This window comes from Methylobacterium goesingense (assembly GCF_022179225.1).
In the GTDB taxonomy this organism is placed as follows: Bacteria; Pseudomonadota; Alphaproteobacteria; order Rhizobiales; family Beijerinckiaceae; genus Methylobacterium; species Methylobacterium goesingense.
Map to the genome: position 1 here is coordinate 1 of NZ_BPQL01000055.1, position 18,010 is coordinate 18,010.

The window sequence follows — 18,010 nt, forward strand, 5'->3', positions numbered from 1 at the left end:
AACGCCACCATCGAGGCCGCCCGGGCAGGGGAAGCTGGCCGCGGCTTCGCGGTCGTGGCGACTGAGGTAAAAAACCTGGCTGGTCAGGCTGCCGCCGCAACGAACCGGATCAGCAGCGAGATCGCCGGCATGCAGGCTGTCTCCACCGAAGTCGCCACCACCCTGGCGACGATCACGGCAGCGATCGGTACAATCAGCCAGCACGTCGACGGCGTCACCGCCTCGATGGACGAGCAGGCCCAGGCTACGGGTGCGATCCTGACCAGCATGCAGCAGGCCGCTGAGGGCGTGTCGAGCATCAGCACTGGGTTGGACAACTGGACGATTGGGATGGAGGAGCGTCGCACCAAACGACGGGCACGTATCCTTCTGCCGGCCTGGATCCGCTTGCCCGGCGGCGGCCGCATTGCCTGCTCCATCCGCGACATATCGGAGGGCGGCGCCCGGTTACATCTCCCCCAACCTACTAGGGTGCCCGATCGGTTCGAAGTCGTCGTCGAAGCAGACGGCCGCCAATTCGACTGCGTCGTGCGGCATCGTTCCGACACCGGCCTGAACGTGCAGTTCCTGTCGGCGATCGACACAGGTCTGCGAGTTCGAGCGTTAGGCAATTGACGTTGCGGGCAGTCAGTCAATCACCTCAACGACGCGGCGTGTCCCTGGTTCGACCAAGACTGGGTGATCATTGACGATGGTGTAATTCAACCCCTTGAGTGCAAATTCTGGGGGTACGTCGTAGTAGACGACGCCATCTTCCGGTAGGATCACGCCGACCTGCACTTTGCCTTCATATGCAAACGATGGACGGCGTTCGCCCCGCGTGTAGATTCGAAAGCGCTCTCTGCGATCAATTCCGAGGATTTCGTTGGCTGTTCCTACGGCTCCTCCGATCGCGCTTCCCACGGCGGCACCCAAAGGTCCTGCGATATTGCCTCCACGCTCCGCCCCGTCTTGTGCGCCACGGGTGAGCCCCTGCGCATAAGCGCCCGTGGCGACGCCCATAGCCATCAGCACACCTACTGCTGCTCTCAGATGCATCGGTTGCTGCTCCCGGTTCGCTAATAAGGCCAAGCGGTCCGTGAGGTACGGTCCCAGAAGCAATCCATTGGGCTCTATCGTTAATAAATTTCGTCCTCTACCGGTCCTGAGGTCAGGTTTAGCGCTTGGCCTCGCCGGGCTTGCCTCCCAACGCGCCGAACGTGGCATCATGGAACGCCCGAGCCCGTTGGGTCTCTCTGACACCGGCGCCTTACTCCGCCGGATCCCTACGAGAACCCGTAGCCACGATTCGCACCATCGCATCCGGTAGCGGCCGCTGAAGCTCCAGGGCGATCTCCGTGGGCGCCGCGAGCCAAGTGCTCCACTCCTCCGGAGTCGTCAGCAGCACCGGCATCGCCTTCGGGTGGATCGGCCCGACTACGCCGTTGGCCTCGCAGGTCAGGAACGAGAACAGGCGGTGCTCCTCCCCGACGCGGTCGGGGTTCTCGGCCTTCGTGCCGCGCACCCCCGTCCAGGGCCGCCAGATGCCGGCGAACGCGAACAGGGGGCGATCCTCATCGAGGGCGAACCAGGTTGGCGTCTTCTTCGGCTTGGTGTCAGCGTACTCGCTGAAGGACGAGACCGGCACGAGGCAGCGGTATTCCGGCTTGAGCCAGGGCCGCCAGTGCGGGCTCTTCACGTTCCGGACGTTGGTGACGGGGTGCTCGCCGAACTGCTTCGGGCCGGGGATACCCCAGCGGAACATTTCCATGACGCGCTCGCCGTCCTCGGCCACCCGCACGATAGGCGCGCGCTGGTCGGGAAAGATGCCCGGCAGGGGTGGCAGGTTACCGGTGCGATCGACCGGCACGCCGAAGGAGGCGCGGATCTCGGCCTGGGGCGTGACGAGGCTGTAGAGGTTGCACATGGCTCAGGTCCTCGACGGCAGGCCCGCCACCGTTGGTCCGCCCGTTGTGTCGAGCTTGGCCCGGCATGTCATACCGTAGACGTTGGGTGTCCGGCTGCCGACCTCGCGCTGGAAGCGACAGGATTGCGTGAGGGCGAGGTAGACGTCCAGCACCGAGGCGTGAGGTCCGAAGCGCTGGCGAAGCCGATCGATCCGATAGGACCCACGCCGCTTGCAAGGGCTACACAGGATCACGAGGCGTTCGGCGCGGACATCGCATAGGCGCTCCACGTCATGCGGCCCTGGAGGGCAAGCCCCCTCGGACGAAGCCGTGCGAGACCATTCGCTCGGTGGCCGCGAGTTTCCTTTCGAGAGCCATGACGTCCTCGATGGCCTGCCGAAGGGCGCGGCGCGTGTCACCGCCGGCCGCCTCCTCGTAGGCAAGGGCGATCATCTCAGCCTCGCTCATGGCCACCAATTCGGCGATCTGCGCAGCGGTCATGGCGTCCTCTCTCGTGAGTACGAAAGCGGAACATCGTTCGCTGTGCTGGGTCAAACGCTTTGTGGATGACCTGTGCAGACCGGGGAAAGGTGACAGAAAGAGCTTGCCGAGGGGAGCGTGACGCTGCCCCGCTGAAACCCGTCAAGCGCAATAGGAAGACCCGCCGCAGCCATGGGCCGGACGGGTCAGCGAGCGTGGTTCAGGTAGCTCTTACAGGCTTAGGAAAGCGTTGGCCGAGCCAGCGACCGTGAAGGCGAGGCCACCGACAAAGGCAGCGGCCATCGCGTAGGAGAAGCCTTTCAGCAGCATCGTGTTGTCCCCTGCCCTACCAATCAGCAGCGGTTTCCGCCAGAGGTCTGGCCGTACTGCTGGGTGGGGAAGCTCGGCTGGTTGGCGTTGCCCTCGGCGGCCGAACTCATCGGGCAGCCGATATAGGCCGGCGGACGGCGCACATCGTTGACCGAGCCTGTGGTCTCGACGTCGTAGGGCGAGAAGGCGGTGTAACGGGAGGGGCTGTCGTAAGCCATCGCGGACGAGATCGGGGCGACGCCAAGGACAAGGGCGGTGGCGAGAGCGGCGATACGGGTCTTCATAAAAGCTTACTAGCTCCTTTACAGTACGAACCGGGTAGTTGGCTCGTTTCTCTCTGTCTGGAACTAAGATGGGGTGCCGGTCTCATTCTTGACGTGCCGCTCAACACACGATGAGCCGGATTAAAGCCAGGGCCTCTGGCGCCCGTCGTTAGAAATGTTGAGAAGCAGTGTGAGATAGACCGCTCAAATCTCTGTTTATTAAGCAGGTATTTTACATACAACGACGAAATTTGGAGCGGTTGCAGCCTGCTGGAAAGCCATTGATTGAGCCTTGCGGTCTCCTACAGGAACCCGCTTCCCGATTGATCTCGAAGGGCATTGGCCCTGCGCACGTAGCCGATGATGGTTCGCGGGGCCAACGCCTTTAAAGATCACTTGAGGAGCGAGTTCTTGTGATGGAGTGCATCAAGCGACTCTCGGAAGCGAAGTGTCCTGAGTAAGATCAACCTCTATGGTGGACGTAGGCGCAAGCCACGCCTTCATCTGACCGTGCTCAGGGGCGGTCTCAATCGAAAGTACAACCTCGCCAGTTGCACCCTCCCAAAGAACCGCGGGAAGTGCCGCATCGCCATCCGTCCAACGCCAAGCTTCCGCCTCGTGCCATTGCACGAACGAGAAGCCGTCTACGAAGAGCGGATGATCAATTGGAAGGACGCGCGTCACACCGCAAGCATCTAGAACGGAAATGCCGCGTACAGGTATACCGAGGCGTCGCCCGTCACCGGCTCCCACCCGCACTCGCTCCGGAACGAAGCTTCGTGAGACAAGACGCACGTCCTTGGCCGTCGCCGGCAGGATGAAGCGAGCAGTGTTGCTCACGCGCTGGGGGTCGAGCCTCACGCCATCGGCGAGCACGTGCAGGTCGTCCTCGCTCGTGAGGCTCCAGCCGAGATGCTCGGCGCGGGCCAGCAGTCGCATGCGCACGGCATCTACGATCGGGCCGTCCTGCACCAGCGGCCGGCAGAAATCGGACAGGGTCAGCGGGTGAAAATCTGGATGTAGGGAGGTGAAACCATCCGCGTTGGCGAAAAAGTGGCGCACACCGGTGTCGAGGAAGCTCTCGACCGGCATCCCCTCAGCCAGGAGGATGTCGTGCGCATCGAGTTCGACATGCCAATAGGTCACCGCCTCGGTCTTCACCCGAGCGACCGTGGCGTCGTTGATGAGGTGCTTGATCGGGATCAGCACCTCATCGAGGACTCTGACGCACACGGCATGATCGGGCGACAGGTATAGATCACATTGCGGTAGGCCGTTTCCAAATGCGTTGGCCAGTACTCGCACCGGCCAGACTGCTTCGGGATTAGGGTGGCGGGCAATGTTTACATGGCGGTGCCCGATCCAGGTAATCGGGCGACGCGTCCCCTCTGCCGTGACGACCACATCTCCCTCGCGCAGATCCTCGACCGCTACTTCGCCATCGCTCATACGAATTCTGGTACCAGTTGCGAAACAAACGACTTGGTCTGCGACAAACACATCGCTTACGCCGTTCGTGTCCCCCGTCGTCAAGTTCGTACTAAAACTTTGAAAAGCAATTTTTGATCCATCAGCAGATAGACTTGGATTGATACCACTTTCTCCTGTTGAGCCATCAACAGATCGAGACACAAATGTTGTCTCACCGGTGCTCAGATTTTTTGTCACAACTCCACCTCCCGGGGCAGAGTTATTTGGAAGGACATTGCTTGCAATTGTTTCAAAGGCTAAATACTTGCCATCCGCAGAAAATACCGGATTTGTGCTGGTATTGTTTAACTGAGATCCATCGGAATTCGTCGAAATCCGTGTGACTACCCCCGAGCTCAATTCTTTTAGGAAGACATCTCCCCTGCCATTCGTATCATTTGGCACCAAGTTGGTAGCGCCGCTTGTAAACGCAACTTTGGATCCATCTGGTGATATTGCGTATTGATTTGTAGCTCCAGCAATTTGAGATCCATCGGAAGCGGTTGATACTCGAGTTATATTATTAGATTGCAGGTCTTTTATAAACAAATCAATATTATTATTCGTATCGTTTGGAACTAAATTTGATGCATTGCTGAGAAATGCAACCTTGGAGCCGTTTTCTGCAAAAGAAGGACGATAGGTCTGAGTTCCATTATTTGGTACGCCATCAGACGATGACGAAACTAAAGTAGTAGCGTTGGTAGTTAGATTTTTCAAATAAATATCGTTAGCAGTATTATTATCTTGAGGTAAAAATCTCGCATTACTTTGAAAGATAGCCATAGTTCCATCTGGTGACAGCACAGGCGTCCCACTGTCGCCTCCGCTAGATTGCACTCCAGAAGAGCTTAATGAGACGCGGGTGATTGAGCCTGTGGCTATATCCTTTACGAAGCTATCGAATGCACCATTAGTATCGCCTGGAACCAAATTGTTTGCAATGCTTGTGAAGGTTACTTTTGTTCCGTCCGGAGAAAATGAAGCGTTGCTGCTCAATCCATTTGCCTGATCCCCGTTCGCGGAAACAGACAACCTAGATATCTGATTATTTACAAGATCTTTGAGAAATATATCTCTCTGCCCGTTTGTGTCATTAGGCGTTAGATTTGTTGCATCAGACTCAAAAACTACCTTCGTGCCGTCAGGTGAAATAATGGGATTAGAGCTACTGCCATTTGCCTGAGTACCATCAGAACCTACGGATACACGATTAACAGCCATAGCTAAATTGACTCCGTGGGTTGAGGTAAGATGCAGTCATATTGCTCCATCGACTAAAAATTAGTATTTTGACCGCCGATAAACAGCAACTGGCTGTTTAAATTAAAATGAGCGCAGTTGCCGAATTGCAACGATTGATTTGTTTTCAGGGCGTATATCTCGAGATTCATTTATCAAGACGCGGACAGGCATAAAGCCACCTTGAGCGGCCATTAAAAGCCAGCTCCTTCACAAGCATGCTTCGTAGAAGCTTCGCCTGCTCAAATTGCATAGCTCGGCATTGTCGGAGATCCAATCGTTATTCTGACATTAGGCAGGCTTGAGGATGGCTGAGAAACAGACAGCCCGATTTATGTCGGGAAACCCTGACTGGAAATCTAACGTCGAGAAAACAGTATGCTCGGTCTGCCTTACGGACAGGCCCCCATTTGCATGAGTATGCGCATCGGCGCGATCAGGATGCGAGTCTCAAGTCCTGTCCGTCGAGAGCCGCCGCTTTGGCCCGAGCTTCGTCTCGTGCTGTTAACTGGCCGCGCATGTCCCGTACATGGGCCAGGTGACGCCAGAGTTCGGGATGGTCATCAATCTGCGGAACCGTGTTTTCCAATAGGGCCGCTGCGTCATCCCAGCGGCCAAGCCCGATCAGTACGGAGGCCAGCAATTCAGCCCAGGCGCCATTGAATCGGTCTGTTGCAACTGCCCAGGTCGCAAGTGTGACGGCGTCATGGGGCTTGCCAGCATAAACACTCGCATAGGCCGCCATCCAGAGGTTCGAGGGGCTCTGAGGGGCTAGAGACAGTGCCGTCTGGCTCATCGCGACACCATCGTCGTAACGATGAGCCGCGACGTAGGCCTGGGCCGCGACGCGGGCATGATAGGCTCCGAAGCCAACTTCCTGATCAAGACCCGCCGCGGCCTCAACGGCTTCAGCCAGTTTCTGCTGTCGATAAAGCACGAGGATCTTCGCAGCCTTCACGCCTGCCGGAGATTTGCAGTCACTCTCGAAATCATCCTCAAACGTCCAATGATCATGGTCGTTCGGTCTCTGAAATAAGCGATGCTCTGCCATGATCGAGAACACGACGTCAGGCTTGTCTCGATCGATCGCATCGAAATACACGCGGTGCGTTACGCCCGCGAACGAGGTGCGACTAAAACTTCTAGCCCAGAACTTCGCCTGCGCTGTTCCGTAGGAGTCGTGGAAGAAGAACGCAGATGTCTCCGGCGCGGTGTCGGACTCCATCCGGATCAAGCGGTTTCGGACGACGGTGGTGTTCTTTTGCACTGTCCGAGCGTGGTGCCTCCCGCCAACCGTTAGTATCGGGATCAACTCGGGCGCCCCCTCGGGTACACGATGAATTGAGAGGTCTCCAAAGGCGTTCTTTAGCTCGACGGAGAAATCATCCGGAGTGACAAGTCCGATTTTGGTCTCAAGCGCTACGCGCCTGCTCACCGCCTGATAGTTGAGATACGCCCCGTAATCGGTCCAATGCGTGTCGTTCCGACGGTAGGTCCGAAAGGGTGTATCAGCGACGGCGAGATCGGGCAGAGCATCGTGGAGTGTGACGCCCTCGGCACCGTCCATAACAGCGGACAATTGGGGAAAAGGTGCTTTAATCTTTCCGTGAAGATGATCCGGAAGATCATTCCCGCATGCCACGTGAGCGCCCGGAACGATGATGACATGGTAGGGAATACCCCTCTTCTTGAGTTCCCTTCCACGTCGAGCGAAGGTTTGCCTCCACGACTGAATGGCATCCTCCGCGACGCCATTCGTATAGTACGATATTAAATTCGTCGCGCCTTCAGCTCCTGTATAGAATAATTGGCCGTTTTTCCCATCAACCTGAGATCCAAAGTACGGCTTCAAATCAATCATGCTTCACCTTATCAGCTATAATAATAGAATTATGCCTGTTTAAGTTTACATTTGAATTCTAGTAGAATATTATAATAGATTGCAGGCTTTGATTCATAAATACTTGTACGAAAATGCCCAATATGGACCACGCAGTGACAGTTGGTAGATAGACGGGCTAACTCAGCATGCTTCATTTCCTGTGTTGGCAAGAGTGTCGACATCTATTTCGTATGATGGCACTCGATGAAGTTACCGCCAAGGCCCTCAGAATCTTTGAGGGGCGTTTCGAGGGGATCGCCCTGGTTGACATTGCAGAAGCGTAGCCCAAAGGCGGACACACAGATGGCCGACTGTCCTTAGCTGGAGCCCTCGATGAGCCGTCCCCGTAGTGTCGCCCTGCCCTGGTACGCCTCAGAGCACTACGAGGCGCTACGCCAAAGCCTGTCCGATGGTGACAAGTTGCCGATCCAGTACGAGGCGTGGCGGGCCGCCACCGAGCAGGTTGAGCGCGAGGTCCAGCGCAGTGGCGTCGAGGTCGTGCGCGTGCCGATTGAGCCAGGGGCGTTCAGTGCCTGGTGCAAGGCCGCCGGGTTGCCGGCTGACGGCTCAGCACGTGTCCGATACGCTACCGAGGCCCTGGCAAGCTGACGCCGCCAGGGCAGAAGCACACAGCAGGAGGCGCCTATGCGCGAACTCTACGCCAGCTCGAATGGAGATCGCTGGGACCTTTTGATCGATGCCTCGACCGGGCACACCTTCGTGCGGCACACCGCCAACCAGCCCTCAGGCGGCAACGTGGTCGACATGGCGCTCCCGATCTTCCTCAGCCTCGACAGCGGCGGCCCCGAACATCAAGCCCTTTGGGCTTTGATCCGGTCGCTCGTTACATAGAAGTGACGACAAGGCCTCCTCTGTCTGAGATGCCAAATTCGGACCGATTGCCACTACATCATGTCGACAGCATCTTGATTTCTCTGAAGATGACGTGGATGCGTTAGCCTTCACCCAAATCAGAGGAACAAAAAGTGGAAGAGCAAACTGGGCCTGCGACCGAAACCACGAACACCGCCTACATCATGCTGACAGCCGATCTTGTATCGGCCTACGTGTCCAACAACTCCATTCCGACGAGCGAGCTGGGCAACCTGCTGAGCAGCGTGCACGCTGCTATCAGCAGCCTTGCTGCCGATGGATCAACCGGTCCAGAAAAGGACGAAGTTGAAAAGGCAACGCCGGCTCAGATCAAAAAAAGCATCACGCATGAGGCTTTAATCAGCTTCGAGGACGGCAAGCCATACAAGACGCTGCGCCGCCACCTCACGCTTCGTGGGCTCACCCCCGAAGCATACCGGGCCAAGCACGGTCTTTCTGCTGACTACCCAATGACCTCCGCCAGCTACTCGGCGCAGCGCTCCGAACTCGCACGCGCCCTGGGGCTGGGCAACAATCGGAAGGGCCAGACCAAGGCGTCGGCAAAGGTCGCGGATGCGGGGGATGTGATCTCGGAGACCCCGGCCGAGGCGAAGAAGAAGGCTGGACGGCCACGCAAAAATGTCGCTGCCGAGTGAGACTTTGAAGGGGCGGTGGCTTCTATGTCGCCGCCTCTGGTGGCGCAGGCGTGATACCGAGAGAGCAACTTATCCGCCGTCAGCCTGTGCAAGGCGAGCCGCTGGCCAGCTTGAGGGGGAGTCGCGCGCCGAAGGTGCCATCGACCAGTGGCATAGCCAAGGCTTCACTTTATCCGCGCGCATTCAACCCGCTTGCCAGTAACTTTCGAGAATGCGGTTTATCGGAAGTTACGCCAGGGAAGCCGACAACGCAAGCACGCGATAACGCGAGAATGTAGTTATGTGAGTACATAATGATGCGACCGGATGGGGTGTGCTCGCCCGGCCACGGTGACCAACGTGGTGCGAAGCTGCGCAGCTACGTGCTTGCACAGCCGCGCAGTCATGTGACCACATGCCCGCATGAACGTCCTATGCTTCGCCAGTCAGAAGGGCGGCAGCGGCAAGAGCACGCTGGCCGGGTCCCTCGCCGTCGCTGCCCGCCAAGCCAGCGAGCGCGTCGTCGTCGTGGATCTGGACCCGCAAGGGTCTCTCGCCGAGTGGGGCCGCATCCGCGAACCCAAGGACATCGTGTTCCGTGAGGTCGAGCCGTCCGCCCTGCCCCGTTGGCTCGCCGAGACGCGCAAAGTTAAGGCGGTGTCCCTCGTGATCCTCGACACGGCCGGCACGTTCGGCCCCGAGGTCGATACAGCCCTGAAGCAGTCCGACTTCACCCTCGTCCCGGTCAGGCCCTCGGCATTGGACCTTCGGGCGGCTCGGCCAACCGTCGAGCGGCTGAAGTCTCTCAAGCGACCGTTCGGGTTCGTCCTCAACGCTACCAACCCGATCACCCAGGCGCGCACCGCCGATGCCCTCGCTGCCCTCGGGGCCGGCGGTCTCGTTGCGCCACCCGTGGCGGATCGAACTGACTTCCGCGACGCAGCCGCGTCGGGCCTCGGTGTCGTGGAGATCAATCCGACCGGGAAGGCGGCAGCCGAGATCGCCGCGCTCTGGGTCTGGACGAAACAGCAGATGGAAAGCCTCACGTGAGCAAGCCCCCGCGCCGATCCCTCTCCGGAGAAGCAATCTTTGGGAAGCCACATGATCATGTGAACACGCAGTCAGATGAACACGCGGACACGCAACTGCGTGACGATGAGATCCCTGGTGGGAAGGGCGGACGAGCAGGGCGTGGCACCCGCGAGGGCGACGTGCACCGAAGCCTCTACGCGAAGCCCGAGACGTTCGACCTGATCCGCCGGCTCGCGTTCGAGACCAACACCACGGCTCAGGCCCTCTATCGCGAGGGCCTGTTGCTGATGTTGCAGAAGCGCGGCCACGCGCAGGGGAAAAGCTCAGAAGACATATAGCCGCGTGATGACGTAGTTATGTGACTACGTGAATGTGTGCTCGCGCGGTTATGTGGCTGAGACGACGTATCCATGGTGGCGATCGATTTGCGCAATGCGGTTGCGATGCCGGGCCTATAGGGCGTCAGCCTTTCTTGGCCCGAGCGCTCTCACGCTCCTTCGACTTCGCCAGAATGGCAGCCATGATCGGGTCGTCATCGGACCCATAGGCAGGGTCGAGACGGTCCAGAGACTCACTCAGACGGCCGCGATGCCAGAGCCGCTTGCCGCCGAGCACCACTGGTTTTGGGAATGTCCCGTCGTCCACACGGCGGTTGAACGTGTCCACCGACATGCTGACCATGTAGGCGGCGGTGTCGGTGTTGAGCCAGTCCGGAGGATAGAGGCGTTCGCGGCTCATCAAGCCCTCTCGCTACCGGGTGACGGGGCCGTAGGCATCAAGCACGCGCCGGGCTCGATCCCGAGGGGGCCTCTGGCGCTGCGCTTCCTCATGGTCGGCGATCAGGCGATCTAAGATCGGCGCGTTGGCATCCCCATATTTTTCAACGAGGTAGGCGGTGTAGACCATCGCCTCCTCGATCTCGGCTGGGGTGACGGTTGCCCCAGCCCTCGGCGCTCCGTCACCTTTGACACGAGGGCGTGCCGCTCGGATCTTTTGCATCACAACGCCACCACGTAGAGGGCGACGAGCACGGTGGCCGTGACGACGTTGCCGCGTCCGGCCTCGTGCCCCGCCTCCGTCAGGAGATTGCACCGTAGGCGCTTCATGCGGCCAATGTCACGGGCGACGGCAGGCAGGCCGAGCGCCAGGGCGGCGCGCATCGTGAGGCGGGTTTTCATCGGTCGAGGTCCTGCATGCTGGAAAGGGGGCCGACGTCCTCGCCGCCCGAGATGTACGCATCAAGATCGACGGCCCGGATGAATGTGAGGCCGTCGCGCTTCTTGGCCGGGATCTTCCCGGCAGCGATCAGTTCGTAGAGTTTGGTCCGCCCCACTCCGATCGCGTCAGCCGCGTCGTTGATCCGGTAGGCGATCGGCGCCGGCTTCTCGCGGATCAGGGGCCGGCGCTTGCTCTCGGTCGGGAAGGTCGTTGTCTTCGTCATGGAGTCCTCCTGCCGTGGCGGCAGCGGATCAGGCTGCACCTAGCGGGTGACGTCCAGTTCGGTGTCAGAGGAGGAGCCACGCAACCAGACGATCTGCGAGACATGGCCTTCAGGAGCACCGAGGGATGGTTCGGCGTCGCCGCCGTCCTCTTGGTCGGTGTCCCCCTCAATCTTATTGAGGAGCGCGATGAGCCGGTCAGCGATGTCGAGGGCAGATTGCGCTGCTTCCTCGATCTGGCGGCGGACTTCGGCCGGGGAGGGGACTGGTAGGGGCGCAGAGGCAGCAGTCGGCCGGCGAGGCGCAAAGGTGCGAACGTTGCTCATCGGATCAGCCCTCAGCCGCCGGGGTGGCATCGAGGACCGCAGAGGACGCAGCGACCATGTACCGGGTGCGAGCCAAATCGAGCGCTTTGCCCCACCCCTCCAGAGTTACCTGAGCGCCATCCAGAGCGCGGTACATGCCTTCCGGAGTCGCGTCGTTCTTCTGACCGGCGTCGCTGATGAAGGTGACCATCTCGGCTTTCCCCATCCTCAGAAGGCGGTCCATGAGCAGCAGACCCCAGATCTGTTCTTGGATCCTGTTGCCCCATTCCGTAGGCGAGAGGATTGGGTCATCGAACTCGTAGGCGTCGAAAGAGAGGGTTGCCGCGCTTTCCAGAGTGGCCGGCTCATCGCTTTGAGGTATCGAGGCCGGCGCGGTCCTATCCTCCTCGCCGGTCGGCAAGGCGGGGACCAACGCCGACACTTCCCGCAGCACCGCGATGGTAAGCCTGTCCCGGTCGTCCAATTCCACGTCGAAATCCAGGGCTTCGCCTTCGAGGTCAGCCAGAAGCATCCGTGCCTTGGCTGAGAGGTCCCCAAGTGTGAAGGAGGGCTCTACGGTCGCCCGAGCCCAAACCGCATCGGACTTCCCCGCCTCCTCATCAAGGCGGGCGTCATCCCAGATCTCAGCCTTCGAGGTTTCGTTGATCCACTCGACGTGCCCGATGGCCCAATCGCATGCCAGCCCGAGGGAGGTCGGCGCGCTACCTTGGACCGCAGCCGGCGCTGCTTCCTGACCCTTCGCAAGCGCCTCCAAGGTGTCGAGATGCAGAGAAGCCCTGTGTGCCTGCCGGCGAGCGCGGCGCTCATCCTCAGGCACATCATCGGTGATGAAGGCGCACCGCCGGGCGTACTCGGCTTGGGCCAGATCCAGAAGGCGGACGCCCTCTGCGTGGATGACGCCACGGATGTTCATGAAGCTCATCGGCTTGTCGAACGGGTACGGCACGAAGCCATCGGGACACGTCGTGCCCTCAAACGGGTCAGCGGGCTTGCGCCTCATCACCCGCGCCGCCGTGGCCTTCAGGCTTGCGGCACGGTCTTTCAGGGAGGGGCGATCACCGCCCCGGCGGAAGGGATTGGACAGCTTGAGAGAGGGCACGCGCGGCGCTCCTATGGTCGGGCAAGACTGAAGGGGGGGCACGGCAGCGGTCGGCTACCGCAACGAGGGCGGCAGCGTCAGATCAGAACGCTTTGCGCGATCAGGTTCGTAACGGCCTGCTCGTCATCGGAGATCGGCACGCCCTGGCTTTTGAAGAACTCAACAGCGAACCGGGCCAGTTCGCGGCATCCAGCAGCGGTGTGCGGCACCGTCTTGAGGATCGTGCCATCGACGTGAGCCCACATCTCTCCGAGCAGCGCATTCCGGGCCACGAAGCGGGGATCATCATCATCCGCATCAGCGGACGCAGCGAATGCAGCTTCGACCTCACGCAGACGGCGACGGCCCTCCTCGATCATGGGCAGGATCGGATCGGCAACGGGTGTAAGGATGCCGCGTTTGGCATTCAGCAGATCCGCAGCGATGGACCGGGCGAAGTCGGCGATCCCCTCGTAATCCTCCATAGTCAGCATCGCCTTAGCCTTGGCCTTCAGGCCGGCGAGACTTTCGGCGCGTTCCCGCACCAGCACCGACAGAACCGCGCCGCGCTCCTCATCCAGCCCCTGGAAACCGGGCACGTCGAAGGCGTCGCGCGGGTCGTCCTTCAGGAGAGCACGGGTTGCAGCGTCGAGCCGTTGCAGATCCCCGCAGGCCGTCACCAGCACCGCATCCAGCGCGGGCCAGCCATAGGGTACGTCCGGGCGCTTGCCGTTATCCTGAGCCGAGACGGGGTCCAGGTGCTCGCGCTCGGTCAGATCTTCGCGCCAAGCCACCCCCACCATGTCGAGCACGTCAACGGCGCGGGATGCGGCCGATGCCGAGAGCGTGGACCGGCCGGGATAGCGATCCGAATGCGGGAAGTGGAACCGCTCGGCCGCGTTGCACGACAGCACGAACTTGTCCGCGTCAGTGCCCCGGTGCGGGTAAAGCTCCGCACATACGAGGCGACGCTCCATGTGCAGCCACGAGGCGTAGTTCACGAGGGCAATGCGATCGACTGCCGGCGCGGGCGGCGCCTCGGCGGCCTTCAGGCCCCTGTTGATCGCCAGAACGATCTTAGCCCTAGCCTTTGTGGCGTTCAGCCGCTCGCGGAGCGAGGGGCGGGCGGCGTCGCGCTTGGCAATGCGGGCGAATGGGTTGCGCATATCGAGGACTCCACTGTGAGAGGGTCCGCGAGCCGTCCGGCCCGCGAGAAGGGCGGGTCAGGCGAGGGTGGCGAGTGCGATGATGACGGCGCCTGCGCAGATCACCGCCAGGGCAGCGAACGACTCGCCCATGCCGTCGAGGAGGCGCAGGGACCGCGAGTAGGGGGTGTCCGGCCGGATCGGGGCGATGGCCTGCCAAGGCTCGATCGCGCCCGGCTGATCCTCACGGGCGGCGAAGTCGAAGGCCGGACCATCGTAGAGGCGAGCCCGGCGAACGACGCGGGAGGCAGCGTGCCCGATAGGCTGCCATTGGGAGGGGGGCGCCGGGACCGGCGGCGTGCCGAGGAACAGCGTGAGATCCGCAGCGCGGGCCTGCGCCATCTGCCAGTGCTCGCCGTAGCCATCGGCGTTCACGGCTTCCTCCGCCAACCACCAGCGGAGGTGTTGAAGGAGAGCGATGGAGCCGAACCGGGTTGCGCAGGAGGCACCGAGCAGCGCCGTCAGGGCGTCGCAGGTTTCGAGACTGGCGGCTTCGGACGCCTCGCCCTCCGGCGCCACCTGGAACACGCTCCAGGCGTCCTGATGTCGGTCGATGACTGCGAGAATGGGGTCCTTGAGGTTCGGGACGTGATCGAAGGCGTGCGAGGTCATTGCCATAACCGGGGCTCCGGGGCTTGGGGTCGTCAGGGCTGAGGAAGAGGCGGTGCCGAGGGCGCGAGGCGCCTAGCTGTCAGGGCGGGGCAGCGGCGAGACCTGACGCGCAAGGCACAGGAGGCTGTGCGCTCCGACCGAGTAGGGCTCGTTCAACTGTGCGTCGTCGGCGTAGTGGCGGATCAGCGCCAGCAGTCCGGCTTGCGTGGTCGGCCGGGTCTCGCCGAGCGCCTTCATGGCGTCCGAGCTTGCGTCCGACAGCGCGTTGGCACGAGCCATCCGCACGGGGTCGTTCTCATCGAGACCGCGCAGGGAGGCGGTGAACACGCGGTCAGCGGCCTTGGCGGCGGTGATGGCGGCGAACACCGGGTCGGTCGTTTGGGGATTTCCACGGGCGGCCAGAAGCGCAGGAAGCGGTGCGCCGGGCTGGACAGCCCCGGAGCGGGCAAAGACTTCTCGCAGCCGGCGACGGGCTGATCGGGTTGCCCCGGTGCTGTCTGCCCGTTCGGCCCGAGCAGCATAGTAGGCGATGAGGGCGCGAGCTTCGTCCTGGGACGAAGGCGTCAGGGCGTGGAGGTTGGCGCGGGCCACATAGCGGGCGTGGGCCAGCTTCTCGCGGTAGGCGCGCCATTCAGCCGAGAGCTTGCCCGCCACCATGTGCGTGGCCGAGGCGAGCCCGGCGGCTCTGTGTGCCATGTCGGCCGCTTCCGTGATGCGGATTGCAGCCAACAGCGGATCGGACGGTAGCGCGGCGCTTGAACGGAGGAGCGGCCCGATCAGCGCAGCAGCCCCGAACAAGGATCGGCGGGAGAGGATCGAAGCGCTCACTGATCCGACCTCCGCACGGGGCGGGGCTTCCGGGTCGGAAGATCCTGCCGAAGCTCCTGGGCCTCGACAAAGCGCTCCCCCATGCTTTTGCGCGGAGGCATCTTGATCGGCTCGTCAGGGCGGACCGTCAATTCCGGATAGAGGTCGGGACGCTGGCGCTTACGCCACCGATCCATGGCTTCGATGTCAAACATGCCGGTCGTCTCATCGGGCACGGGGAAGCCCCGCGCGTAGAGCTTGGGGCAGCACGTCGCGAACTGCGCTGGCGTCAGGCCCATCCGGCGTGCGGCCTTGTCGGCAGGCACGTAGGCGGGATCAACACGGAAGCGGACCGCAGGAGGGGTGGGGGGCTTGCTCATGTCCCAGATCCTCAGTGCGCGGCCGCGCGCTGGGCGGCCTTGGCGACCTGCCAGGCGGCCTTCAAGCTGACCGACATCGCGGTGGCCCAGGTGGAGCCGGTGCGGTCCTGGTGGAGCTTCGCGGCCGCAGCGGCGTGGGCCATGATCGCGGAGCGATCGAACTTGCCGGCGACAACGAGGGGGCGGCGGGTGCGGACGTAGCACTCGACCATGGCGCGGGCGGACAGGAAGCCGGCGGGGAGCACGTCGCGATCCGCCTTCATGGCGCGGGTGGCAGCGGTCCAGGAGAGTTGGCGGTTACGAGACATTGCTGTATCCTGATTGCAGGGTTATATCTGCATATCAGTCTGCATCGTGTCAACAGCCCTGCAATAAAAATACAGCTTTGGAGCCAGGATGTCGCTTCGGATCACACCTCGCCTTTGCAAGGCCGCCCGGTCGCTTGCAGGTTGGGGTCAAGGGGAGTTGGCTGAGGCTTCCGGCATCTCGAAATCCACCATTGGCGCGTTCGAAGCCAAGGATGAGACGGCGCGTCTAACAACCATGAACAACAAGGCGATGGCCGAGGCGTTCGAGAAGGCCGGGCTGGAGTTCATCCCCGAGAACGGGGGAGGGGCGGGCATCCGGTTCCGAGACCGGAAAGACGGTACTCAGGGCGGGCATTAAGCTGATGGCTTTCGTCTGTACCGTCAGCCAAGGGGCATTCCGCGTCCAGGTCTTTCAAGCCGGGATCGCGGGCGTCGCCATCATCAGCATTGGTCACGATGACGCTGAGCCGCTGAATTACTCGGCGGCTGTTGGGCTGGACGTACTGCCCGGCGGGCTGTCCGAACTCTACTTCCATATTGTCGAAGCGGATGGCGCAACCAACGGAGAGCACATCTATTGGAGCGGCAAGGATACTGGCTTCATCGCTGATCCTCAGGACCGAGAGACAATCCTTGTGAGCATCCTCACCGGTCTCAAGGGGCTTCTCTCGATGATCGGGCCAGAAGAGTTCATCTGGATCACCTACGATGAGCGCGTGCCGAAGAAGGCGCTGCTCAAGTTCCAGGCGATCCGCCAAGCTGTTGAACGCGCTGGATACGCCGTCACGTCATCGCGCGCCTCGGTCGGACGCAAGGCTTGGAAAGCCAAGCGGTTGCCATCGGCCGCAATTGACATCGGCGAGGCTCAAGCCAATCCTATTGATCTGAGGGACTGAGGTTATGACACGCGAAGAACTGGCAGCGCTGGCCGAGACCGCTGAGCAGCGGACCAAGGGCTATCTGCGTGCCGCGCTGGCCGATCCCGCCATCAAGGACGCTGTGCACAGCCGTTACGCGCCTCACGTCCTGGCCGGACCTGCCGTTGCTAACGATCAGCCTCGTGCGCCTTCCAATGGGCGCAAGCGGGCATAACAGAAGCGGCGCCGGCCTCTCCGATGCTTACGACGGCTCATGCCCTCTTGCCGGGGGAACGCTTCTTCGGCCGCTGGACAGGCGTTGCGGCTCGACGTGCCGCGTGAAACTTTCGAAGCGTCTCGTGCGCCTCCTCAAGCCGATCTGTAGCGGACCGCATATCCATCTCGGCCCTTGAGATTTGGAGCCGCTGGTTCACCAACATAGCGGCCGTCATCGCGAGGCTTGCTCGGCGGATCTCAACGAGGGCTCGCTCACGATCCCACGTACCGCTGTCGTAACGGCGGTTCATCTCCTCTTCGGTGAAATCCTCCTCCAATTCGTCGGGGTTCAGGGCAGCCTGGATCTCCTCCGTAGACGGTCCGTACCCAACGGCATCTCGGTGCTCCTGCATGGCACGGAGGCAGGCCACCATCTCCTCGACAAGACGGTAAGGATGCCCGGCCCCACGCGTGATCCGCATCAGGTTGGCAGTGAGGTGCCTAAGGGCTGGCGTCAGATCTTCGAGAGCGCGATGGCGGGCGACCTCGGCCTCGGATTGCTCGCTCACCAGTCGCATAGATCCACCTGCCGAGACGCTGAAGCGAGAGGCTTCGGGGAAGCGTCATGTTATCCGCGTCGCCCGCAGTGTCGAGAAGCTTGCACTCCATTCTCTGCGGGGCCTGCATGG

Annotated in this window: 28 protein-coding genes; 9 read left to right on the plus strand and 19 right to left on the minus strand. The window is 61.3% G+C overall.

The features are described 5' to 3' along the window. The coding region (locus MFF30_RS10490; protein WP_238279302.1) for a PilZ domain-containing protein at nucleotides 1-615 on the plus strand (615 nt) is incomplete at its 5' end. Nucleotides 616-627: 12 nt separating this feature from the next. Here the strand turns inward: MFF30_RS10490 and MFF30_RS10495 are convergent. From MFF30_RS10495 to MFF30_RS10525, 7 genes are all read right to left on the minus strand, one after another. Beyond that, nucleotides 628-1,038, minus strand: coding sequence for a DUF1236 domain-containing protein (locus MFF30_RS10495; RefSeq protein WP_238279303.1), 411 nt, complete (start codon nucleotides 1,036-1,038; stop codon nucleotides 628-630). A gap of 211 nt (nucleotides 1,039-1,249) precedes the next feature. After that, nucleotides 1,250-1,906: an SOS response-associated peptidase gene (locus tag MFF30_RS10500; RefSeq protein WP_238279306.1), complete on the minus strand. Its 657-nt coding sequence runs from the start codon at nucleotides 1,904-1,906 to the stop codon at nucleotides 1,250-1,252. Nucleotides 1,907-1,909: 3 nt separating this feature from the next. After that, nucleotides 1,910-2,059, minus strand: a complete 150-nt coding sequence (locus MFF30_RS10505) for a hypothetical protein (protein WP_238279307.1) — start codon at nucleotides 2,057-2,059, stop codon at nucleotides 1,910-1,912. Nucleotides 2,060-2,177: 118 nt separating this feature from the next. Beyond that, entirely contained in the window at nucleotides 2,178-2,387 is a 210-nt protein-coding gene (locus MFF30_RS10510) for a hypothetical protein (protein ID WP_238279309.1), read from the minus strand. A 332-nt stretch (nucleotides 2,388-2,719) separates the two neighbouring features. Next, on the minus strand, nucleotides 2,720-2,980 hold the full coding sequence (locus tag MFF30_RS10515) for a hypothetical protein (protein ID WP_238279311.1): 261 nt from the start codon (nucleotides 2,978-2,980) through the stop codon (nucleotides 2,720-2,722). A gap of 405 nt (nucleotides 2,981-3,385) precedes the next feature. Beyond that, nucleotides 3,386-5,653, minus strand: a complete 2,268-nt coding sequence (locus tag MFF30_RS10520; protein ID WP_238279313.1) for a Hint domain-containing protein — start codon at nucleotides 5,651-5,653, stop codon at nucleotides 3,386-3,388. Nucleotides 5,654-6,107: 454 nt separating this feature from the next. Next, nucleotides 6,108-7,532: an alginate O-acetyltransferase AlgX-related protein gene (locus MFF30_RS10525; RefSeq protein ID WP_238279314.1), complete on the minus strand. Its 1,425-nt coding sequence runs from the start codon at nucleotides 7,530-7,532 to the stop codon at nucleotides 6,108-6,110. A 354-nt stretch (nucleotides 7,533-7,886) separates the two neighbouring features. On the opposite strand from MFF30_RS10525, the gene MFF30_RS10530 reads away from it, so the two are divergent. From MFF30_RS10530 to MFF30_RS10550, 5 genes are all read left to right on the plus strand, one after another. Further along, the gene (locus MFF30_RS10530) at nucleotides 7,887-8,162 is read left to right on the plus strand and encodes a hypothetical protein (RefSeq protein ID WP_238279315.1); all 276 of its coding nucleotides are present in this window, start codon (nucleotides 7,887-7,889) and stop codon (nucleotides 8,160-8,162) included. 36 nt (nucleotides 8,163-8,198) lie between these two features. Next, entirely contained in the window at nucleotides 8,199-8,405 is a 207-nt protein-coding gene (locus MFF30_RS10535) for a hypothetical protein (RefSeq protein ID WP_238279316.1), read from the plus strand. A gap of 185 nt (nucleotides 8,406-8,590) precedes the next feature. Next, nucleotides 8,591-9,082: a Ros/MucR family transcriptional regulator gene (locus MFF30_RS10540; protein WP_238279376.1), complete on the plus strand. Its 492-nt coding sequence runs from the start codon at nucleotides 8,591-8,593 to the stop codon at nucleotides 9,080-9,082. A 402-nt stretch (nucleotides 9,083-9,484) separates the two neighbouring features. Beyond that, entirely contained in the window at nucleotides 9,485-10,111 is a 627-nt protein-coding gene (locus MFF30_RS10545; RefSeq protein ID WP_238279317.1) for a nucleotide-binding protein, read from the plus strand. Next, nucleotides 10,108-10,431, plus strand: coding sequence for a hypothetical protein (locus MFF30_RS10550; RefSeq protein WP_238279318.1), 324 nt, complete (start codon nucleotides 10,108-10,110; stop codon nucleotides 10,429-10,431). Before MFF30_RS10545 ends, MFF30_RS10550 begins: the two co-directional genes overlap by 4 nt. Before the next feature lie 124 nt (nucleotides 10,432-10,555). On the opposite strand, the gene MFF30_RS10555 is transcribed toward MFF30_RS10550, so the two are convergent. The 11 genes from MFF30_RS10555 to MFF30_RS10605 all read right to left on the minus strand — a co-directional run bounded on the left by MFF30_RS10555 (nucleotide 10,556) and on the right by MFF30_RS10605 (nucleotide 16,248). After that, a complete protein-coding gene (locus MFF30_RS10555; RefSeq protein ID WP_238279319.1) occupies nucleotides 10,556-10,831 on the minus strand; it encodes a helix-turn-helix transcriptional regulator in 276 nt (91 codons plus the stop codon). 12 nt (nucleotides 10,832-10,843) lie between these two features. Beyond that, nucleotides 10,844-10,999 (minus strand): hypothetical protein, encoded by a 156-nt coding sequence (locus MFF30_RS10560; protein WP_238279320.1) that lies wholly within the window; start codon nucleotides 10,997-10,999, stop codon nucleotides 10,844-10,846. A gap of 92 nt (nucleotides 11,000-11,091) precedes the next feature. Further along, nucleotides 11,092-11,271, minus strand: a complete 180-nt coding sequence (locus tag MFF30_RS10565) for a hypothetical protein (RefSeq protein WP_238279321.1) — start codon at nucleotides 11,269-11,271, stop codon at nucleotides 11,092-11,094. Continuing rightward, entirely contained in the window at nucleotides 11,268-11,534 is a 267-nt protein-coding gene (locus tag MFF30_RS10570; protein ID WP_238279322.1) for a helix-turn-helix domain-containing protein, read from the minus strand. The genes MFF30_RS10565 and MFF30_RS10570 overlap by 4 nt, the downstream gene beginning before the upstream one ends. A 39-nt stretch (nucleotides 11,535-11,573) precedes the next feature. After that, complete coding sequence (locus tag MFF30_RS10575) at nucleotides 11,574-11,858, minus strand: hypothetical protein (protein WP_238279323.1); 285 nt, start codon at nucleotides 11,856-11,858, stop codon at nucleotides 11,574-11,576. 4 nt (nucleotides 11,859-11,862) lie between these two features. Beyond that, nucleotides 11,863-12,957, minus strand: a complete 1,095-nt coding sequence (locus MFF30_RS10580; protein ID WP_238279324.1) for a hypothetical protein — start codon at nucleotides 12,955-12,957, stop codon at nucleotides 11,863-11,865. Between the two features lie 77 nt (nucleotides 12,958-13,034). Beyond that, nucleotides 13,035-14,102: a hypothetical protein gene (locus MFF30_RS10585; protein WP_238279325.1), complete on the minus strand. Its 1,068-nt coding sequence runs from the start codon at nucleotides 14,100-14,102 to the stop codon at nucleotides 13,035-13,037. A 57-nt stretch (nucleotides 14,103-14,159) separates the two neighbouring features. Then, entirely contained in the window at nucleotides 14,160-14,759 is a 600-nt protein-coding gene (locus MFF30_RS10590; RefSeq protein WP_238279326.1) for a hypothetical protein, read from the minus strand. Between the two features lie 66 nt (nucleotides 14,760-14,825). Further along, nucleotides 14,826-15,449 carry a hypothetical protein gene (locus MFF30_RS10595; RefSeq protein ID WP_238279327.1) on the minus strand — a complete coding sequence of 208 codons (624 nt, stop codon included), beginning with the start codon at nucleotides 15,447-15,449 and terminating at the stop codon, nucleotides 14,826-14,828. Nucleotides 15,450-15,577: 128 nt separating this feature from the next. Then, the gene (locus MFF30_RS10600) at nucleotides 15,578-15,940 is read right to left on the minus strand and encodes a hypothetical protein (RefSeq protein ID WP_238279328.1); all 363 of its coding nucleotides are present in this window, start codon (nucleotides 15,938-15,940) and stop codon (nucleotides 15,578-15,580) included. A gap of 11 nt (nucleotides 15,941-15,951) precedes the next feature. Beyond that, a complete protein-coding gene (locus MFF30_RS10605; protein ID WP_238279330.1) occupies nucleotides 15,952-16,248 on the minus strand; it encodes a hypothetical protein in 297 nt (98 codons plus the stop codon). Between the two features lie 88 nt (nucleotides 16,249-16,336). On the opposite strand from MFF30_RS10605, the gene MFF30_RS10610 reads away from it, so the two are divergent. From MFF30_RS10610 to MFF30_RS10620, 3 genes are read left to right on the plus strand one after another with little or no spacing between them, the layout of a single operon-like run. Further along, nucleotides 16,337-16,606 carry a helix-turn-helix transcriptional regulator gene (locus MFF30_RS10610; protein WP_238279332.1) on the plus strand — a complete coding sequence of 90 codons (270 nt, stop codon included), beginning with the start codon at nucleotides 16,337-16,339 and terminating at the stop codon, nucleotides 16,604-16,606. 4 nt (nucleotides 16,607-16,610) lie between these two features. Next, entirely contained in the window at nucleotides 16,611-17,144 is a 534-nt protein-coding gene (locus tag MFF30_RS10615) for a hypothetical protein (protein WP_238279333.1), read from the plus strand. Nucleotides 17,145-17,148: 4 nt separating this feature from the next. Then, the gene (locus MFF30_RS10620; RefSeq protein ID WP_238279334.1) at nucleotides 17,149-17,340 is read left to right on the plus strand and encodes a hypothetical protein; all 192 of its coding nucleotides are present in this window, start codon (nucleotides 17,149-17,151) and stop codon (nucleotides 17,338-17,340) included. Between the two features lie 37 nt (nucleotides 17,341-17,377). On the opposite strand, the gene MFF30_RS10625 is transcribed toward MFF30_RS10620, so the two are convergent. After that, nucleotides 17,378-17,890: a hypothetical protein gene (locus MFF30_RS10625; RefSeq protein ID WP_238279336.1), complete on the minus strand. Its 513-nt coding sequence runs from the start codon at nucleotides 17,888-17,890 to the stop codon at nucleotides 17,378-17,380. Nucleotides 17,891-18,010 lie beyond the last annotated feature (120 nt).

Coding starts and splice junctions, on each gene's coding strand:
- MFF30_RS10520 (WP_238279313.1), bottom strand. CDS start 5,653: ATGGCTGTTAATCGTGTATCCGTAGGTTCTGATGGTACTCAGGCAAAT.
- MFF30_RS10495 (WP_238279303.1), bottom strand. CDS start 1,038: ATGCATCTGAGAGCAGCAGTAGGTGTGCTGATGGCTATGGGCGTCGCC.
- MFF30_RS10540 (WP_238279376.1), top strand. CDS start 8,591: ATGCTGACAGCCGATCTTGTATCGGCCTACGTGTCCAACAACTCCATT.
- MFF30_RS10535 (WP_238279316.1), top strand. CDS start 8,199: ATGCGCGAACTCTACGCCAGCTCGAATGGAGATCGCTGGGACCTTTTG.
- MFF30_RS10595 (WP_238279327.1), bottom strand. CDS start 15,449: ATGGCACACAGAGCCGCCGGGCTCGCCTCGGCCACGCACATGGTGGCG.
- MFF30_RS10500 (WP_238279306.1), bottom strand. CDS start 1,906: ATGTGCAACCTCTACAGCCTCGTCACGCCCCAGGCCGAGATCCGCGCC.
- MFF30_RS10515 (WP_238279311.1), bottom strand. CDS start 2,980: ATGAAGACCCGTATCGCCGCTCTCGCCACCGCCCTTGTCCTTGGCGTC.
- MFF30_RS10565 (WP_238279321.1), bottom strand. CDS start 11,271: ATGAAAACCCGCCTCACGATGCGCGCCGCCCTGGCGCTCGGCCTGCCT.
- MFF30_RS10560 (WP_238279320.1), bottom strand. CDS start 10,999: ATGGTCTACACCGCCTACCTCGTTGAAAAATATGGGGATGCCAACGCG.
- MFF30_RS10555 (WP_238279319.1), bottom strand. CDS start 10,831: ATGAGCCGCGAACGCCTCTATCCTCCGGACTGGCTCAACACCGACACC.
- MFF30_RS10605 (WP_238279330.1), bottom strand. CDS start 16,248: ATGTCTCGTAACCGCCAACTCTCCTGGACCGCTGCCACCCGCGCCATG.
- MFF30_RS10610 (WP_238279332.1), top strand. CDS start 16,337: ATGTCGCTTCGGATCACACCTCGCCTTTGCAAGGCCGCCCGGTCGCTT.
- MFF30_RS10600 (WP_238279328.1), bottom strand. CDS start 15,940: ATGAGCAAGCCCCCCACCCCTCCTGCGGTCCGCTTCCGTGTTGATCCC.
- MFF30_RS10620 (WP_238279334.1), top strand. CDS start 17,149: ATGACACGCGAAGAACTGGCAGCGCTGGCCGAGACCGCTGAGCAGCGG.
- MFF30_RS10510 (WP_238279309.1), bottom strand. CDS start 2,387: ATGACCGCTGCGCAGATCGCCGAATTGGTGGCCATGAGCGAGGCTGAG.
- MFF30_RS10575 (WP_238279323.1), bottom strand. CDS start 11,858: ATGAGCAACGTTCGCACCTTTGCGCCTCGCCGGCCGACTGCTGCCTCT.
- MFF30_RS10525 (WP_238279314.1), bottom strand. CDS start 7,532: ATGATTGATTTGAAGCCGTACTTTGGATCTCAGGTTGATGGGAAAAAC.
- MFF30_RS10545 (WP_238279317.1), top strand. CDS start 9,485: ATGAACGTCCTATGCTTCGCCAGTCAGAAGGGCGGCAGCGGCAAGAGC.
- MFF30_RS10530 (WP_238279315.1), top strand. CDS start 7,887: ATGAGCCGTCCCCGTAGTGTCGCCCTGCCCTGGTACGCCTCAGAGCAC.
- MFF30_RS10615 (WP_238279333.1), top strand. CDS start 16,611: ATGGCTTTCGTCTGTACCGTCAGCCAAGGGGCATTCCGCGTCCAGGTC.
- MFF30_RS10590 (WP_238279326.1), bottom strand. CDS start 14,759: ATGGCAATGACCTCGCACGCCTTCGATCACGTCCCGAACCTCAAGGAC.
- MFF30_RS10570 (WP_238279322.1), bottom strand. CDS start 11,534: ATGACGAAGACAACGACCTTCCCGACCGAGAGCAAGCGCCGGCCCCTG.
- MFF30_RS10585 (WP_238279325.1), bottom strand. CDS start 14,102: ATGCGCAACCCATTCGCCCGCATTGCCAAGCGCGACGCCGCCCGCCCC.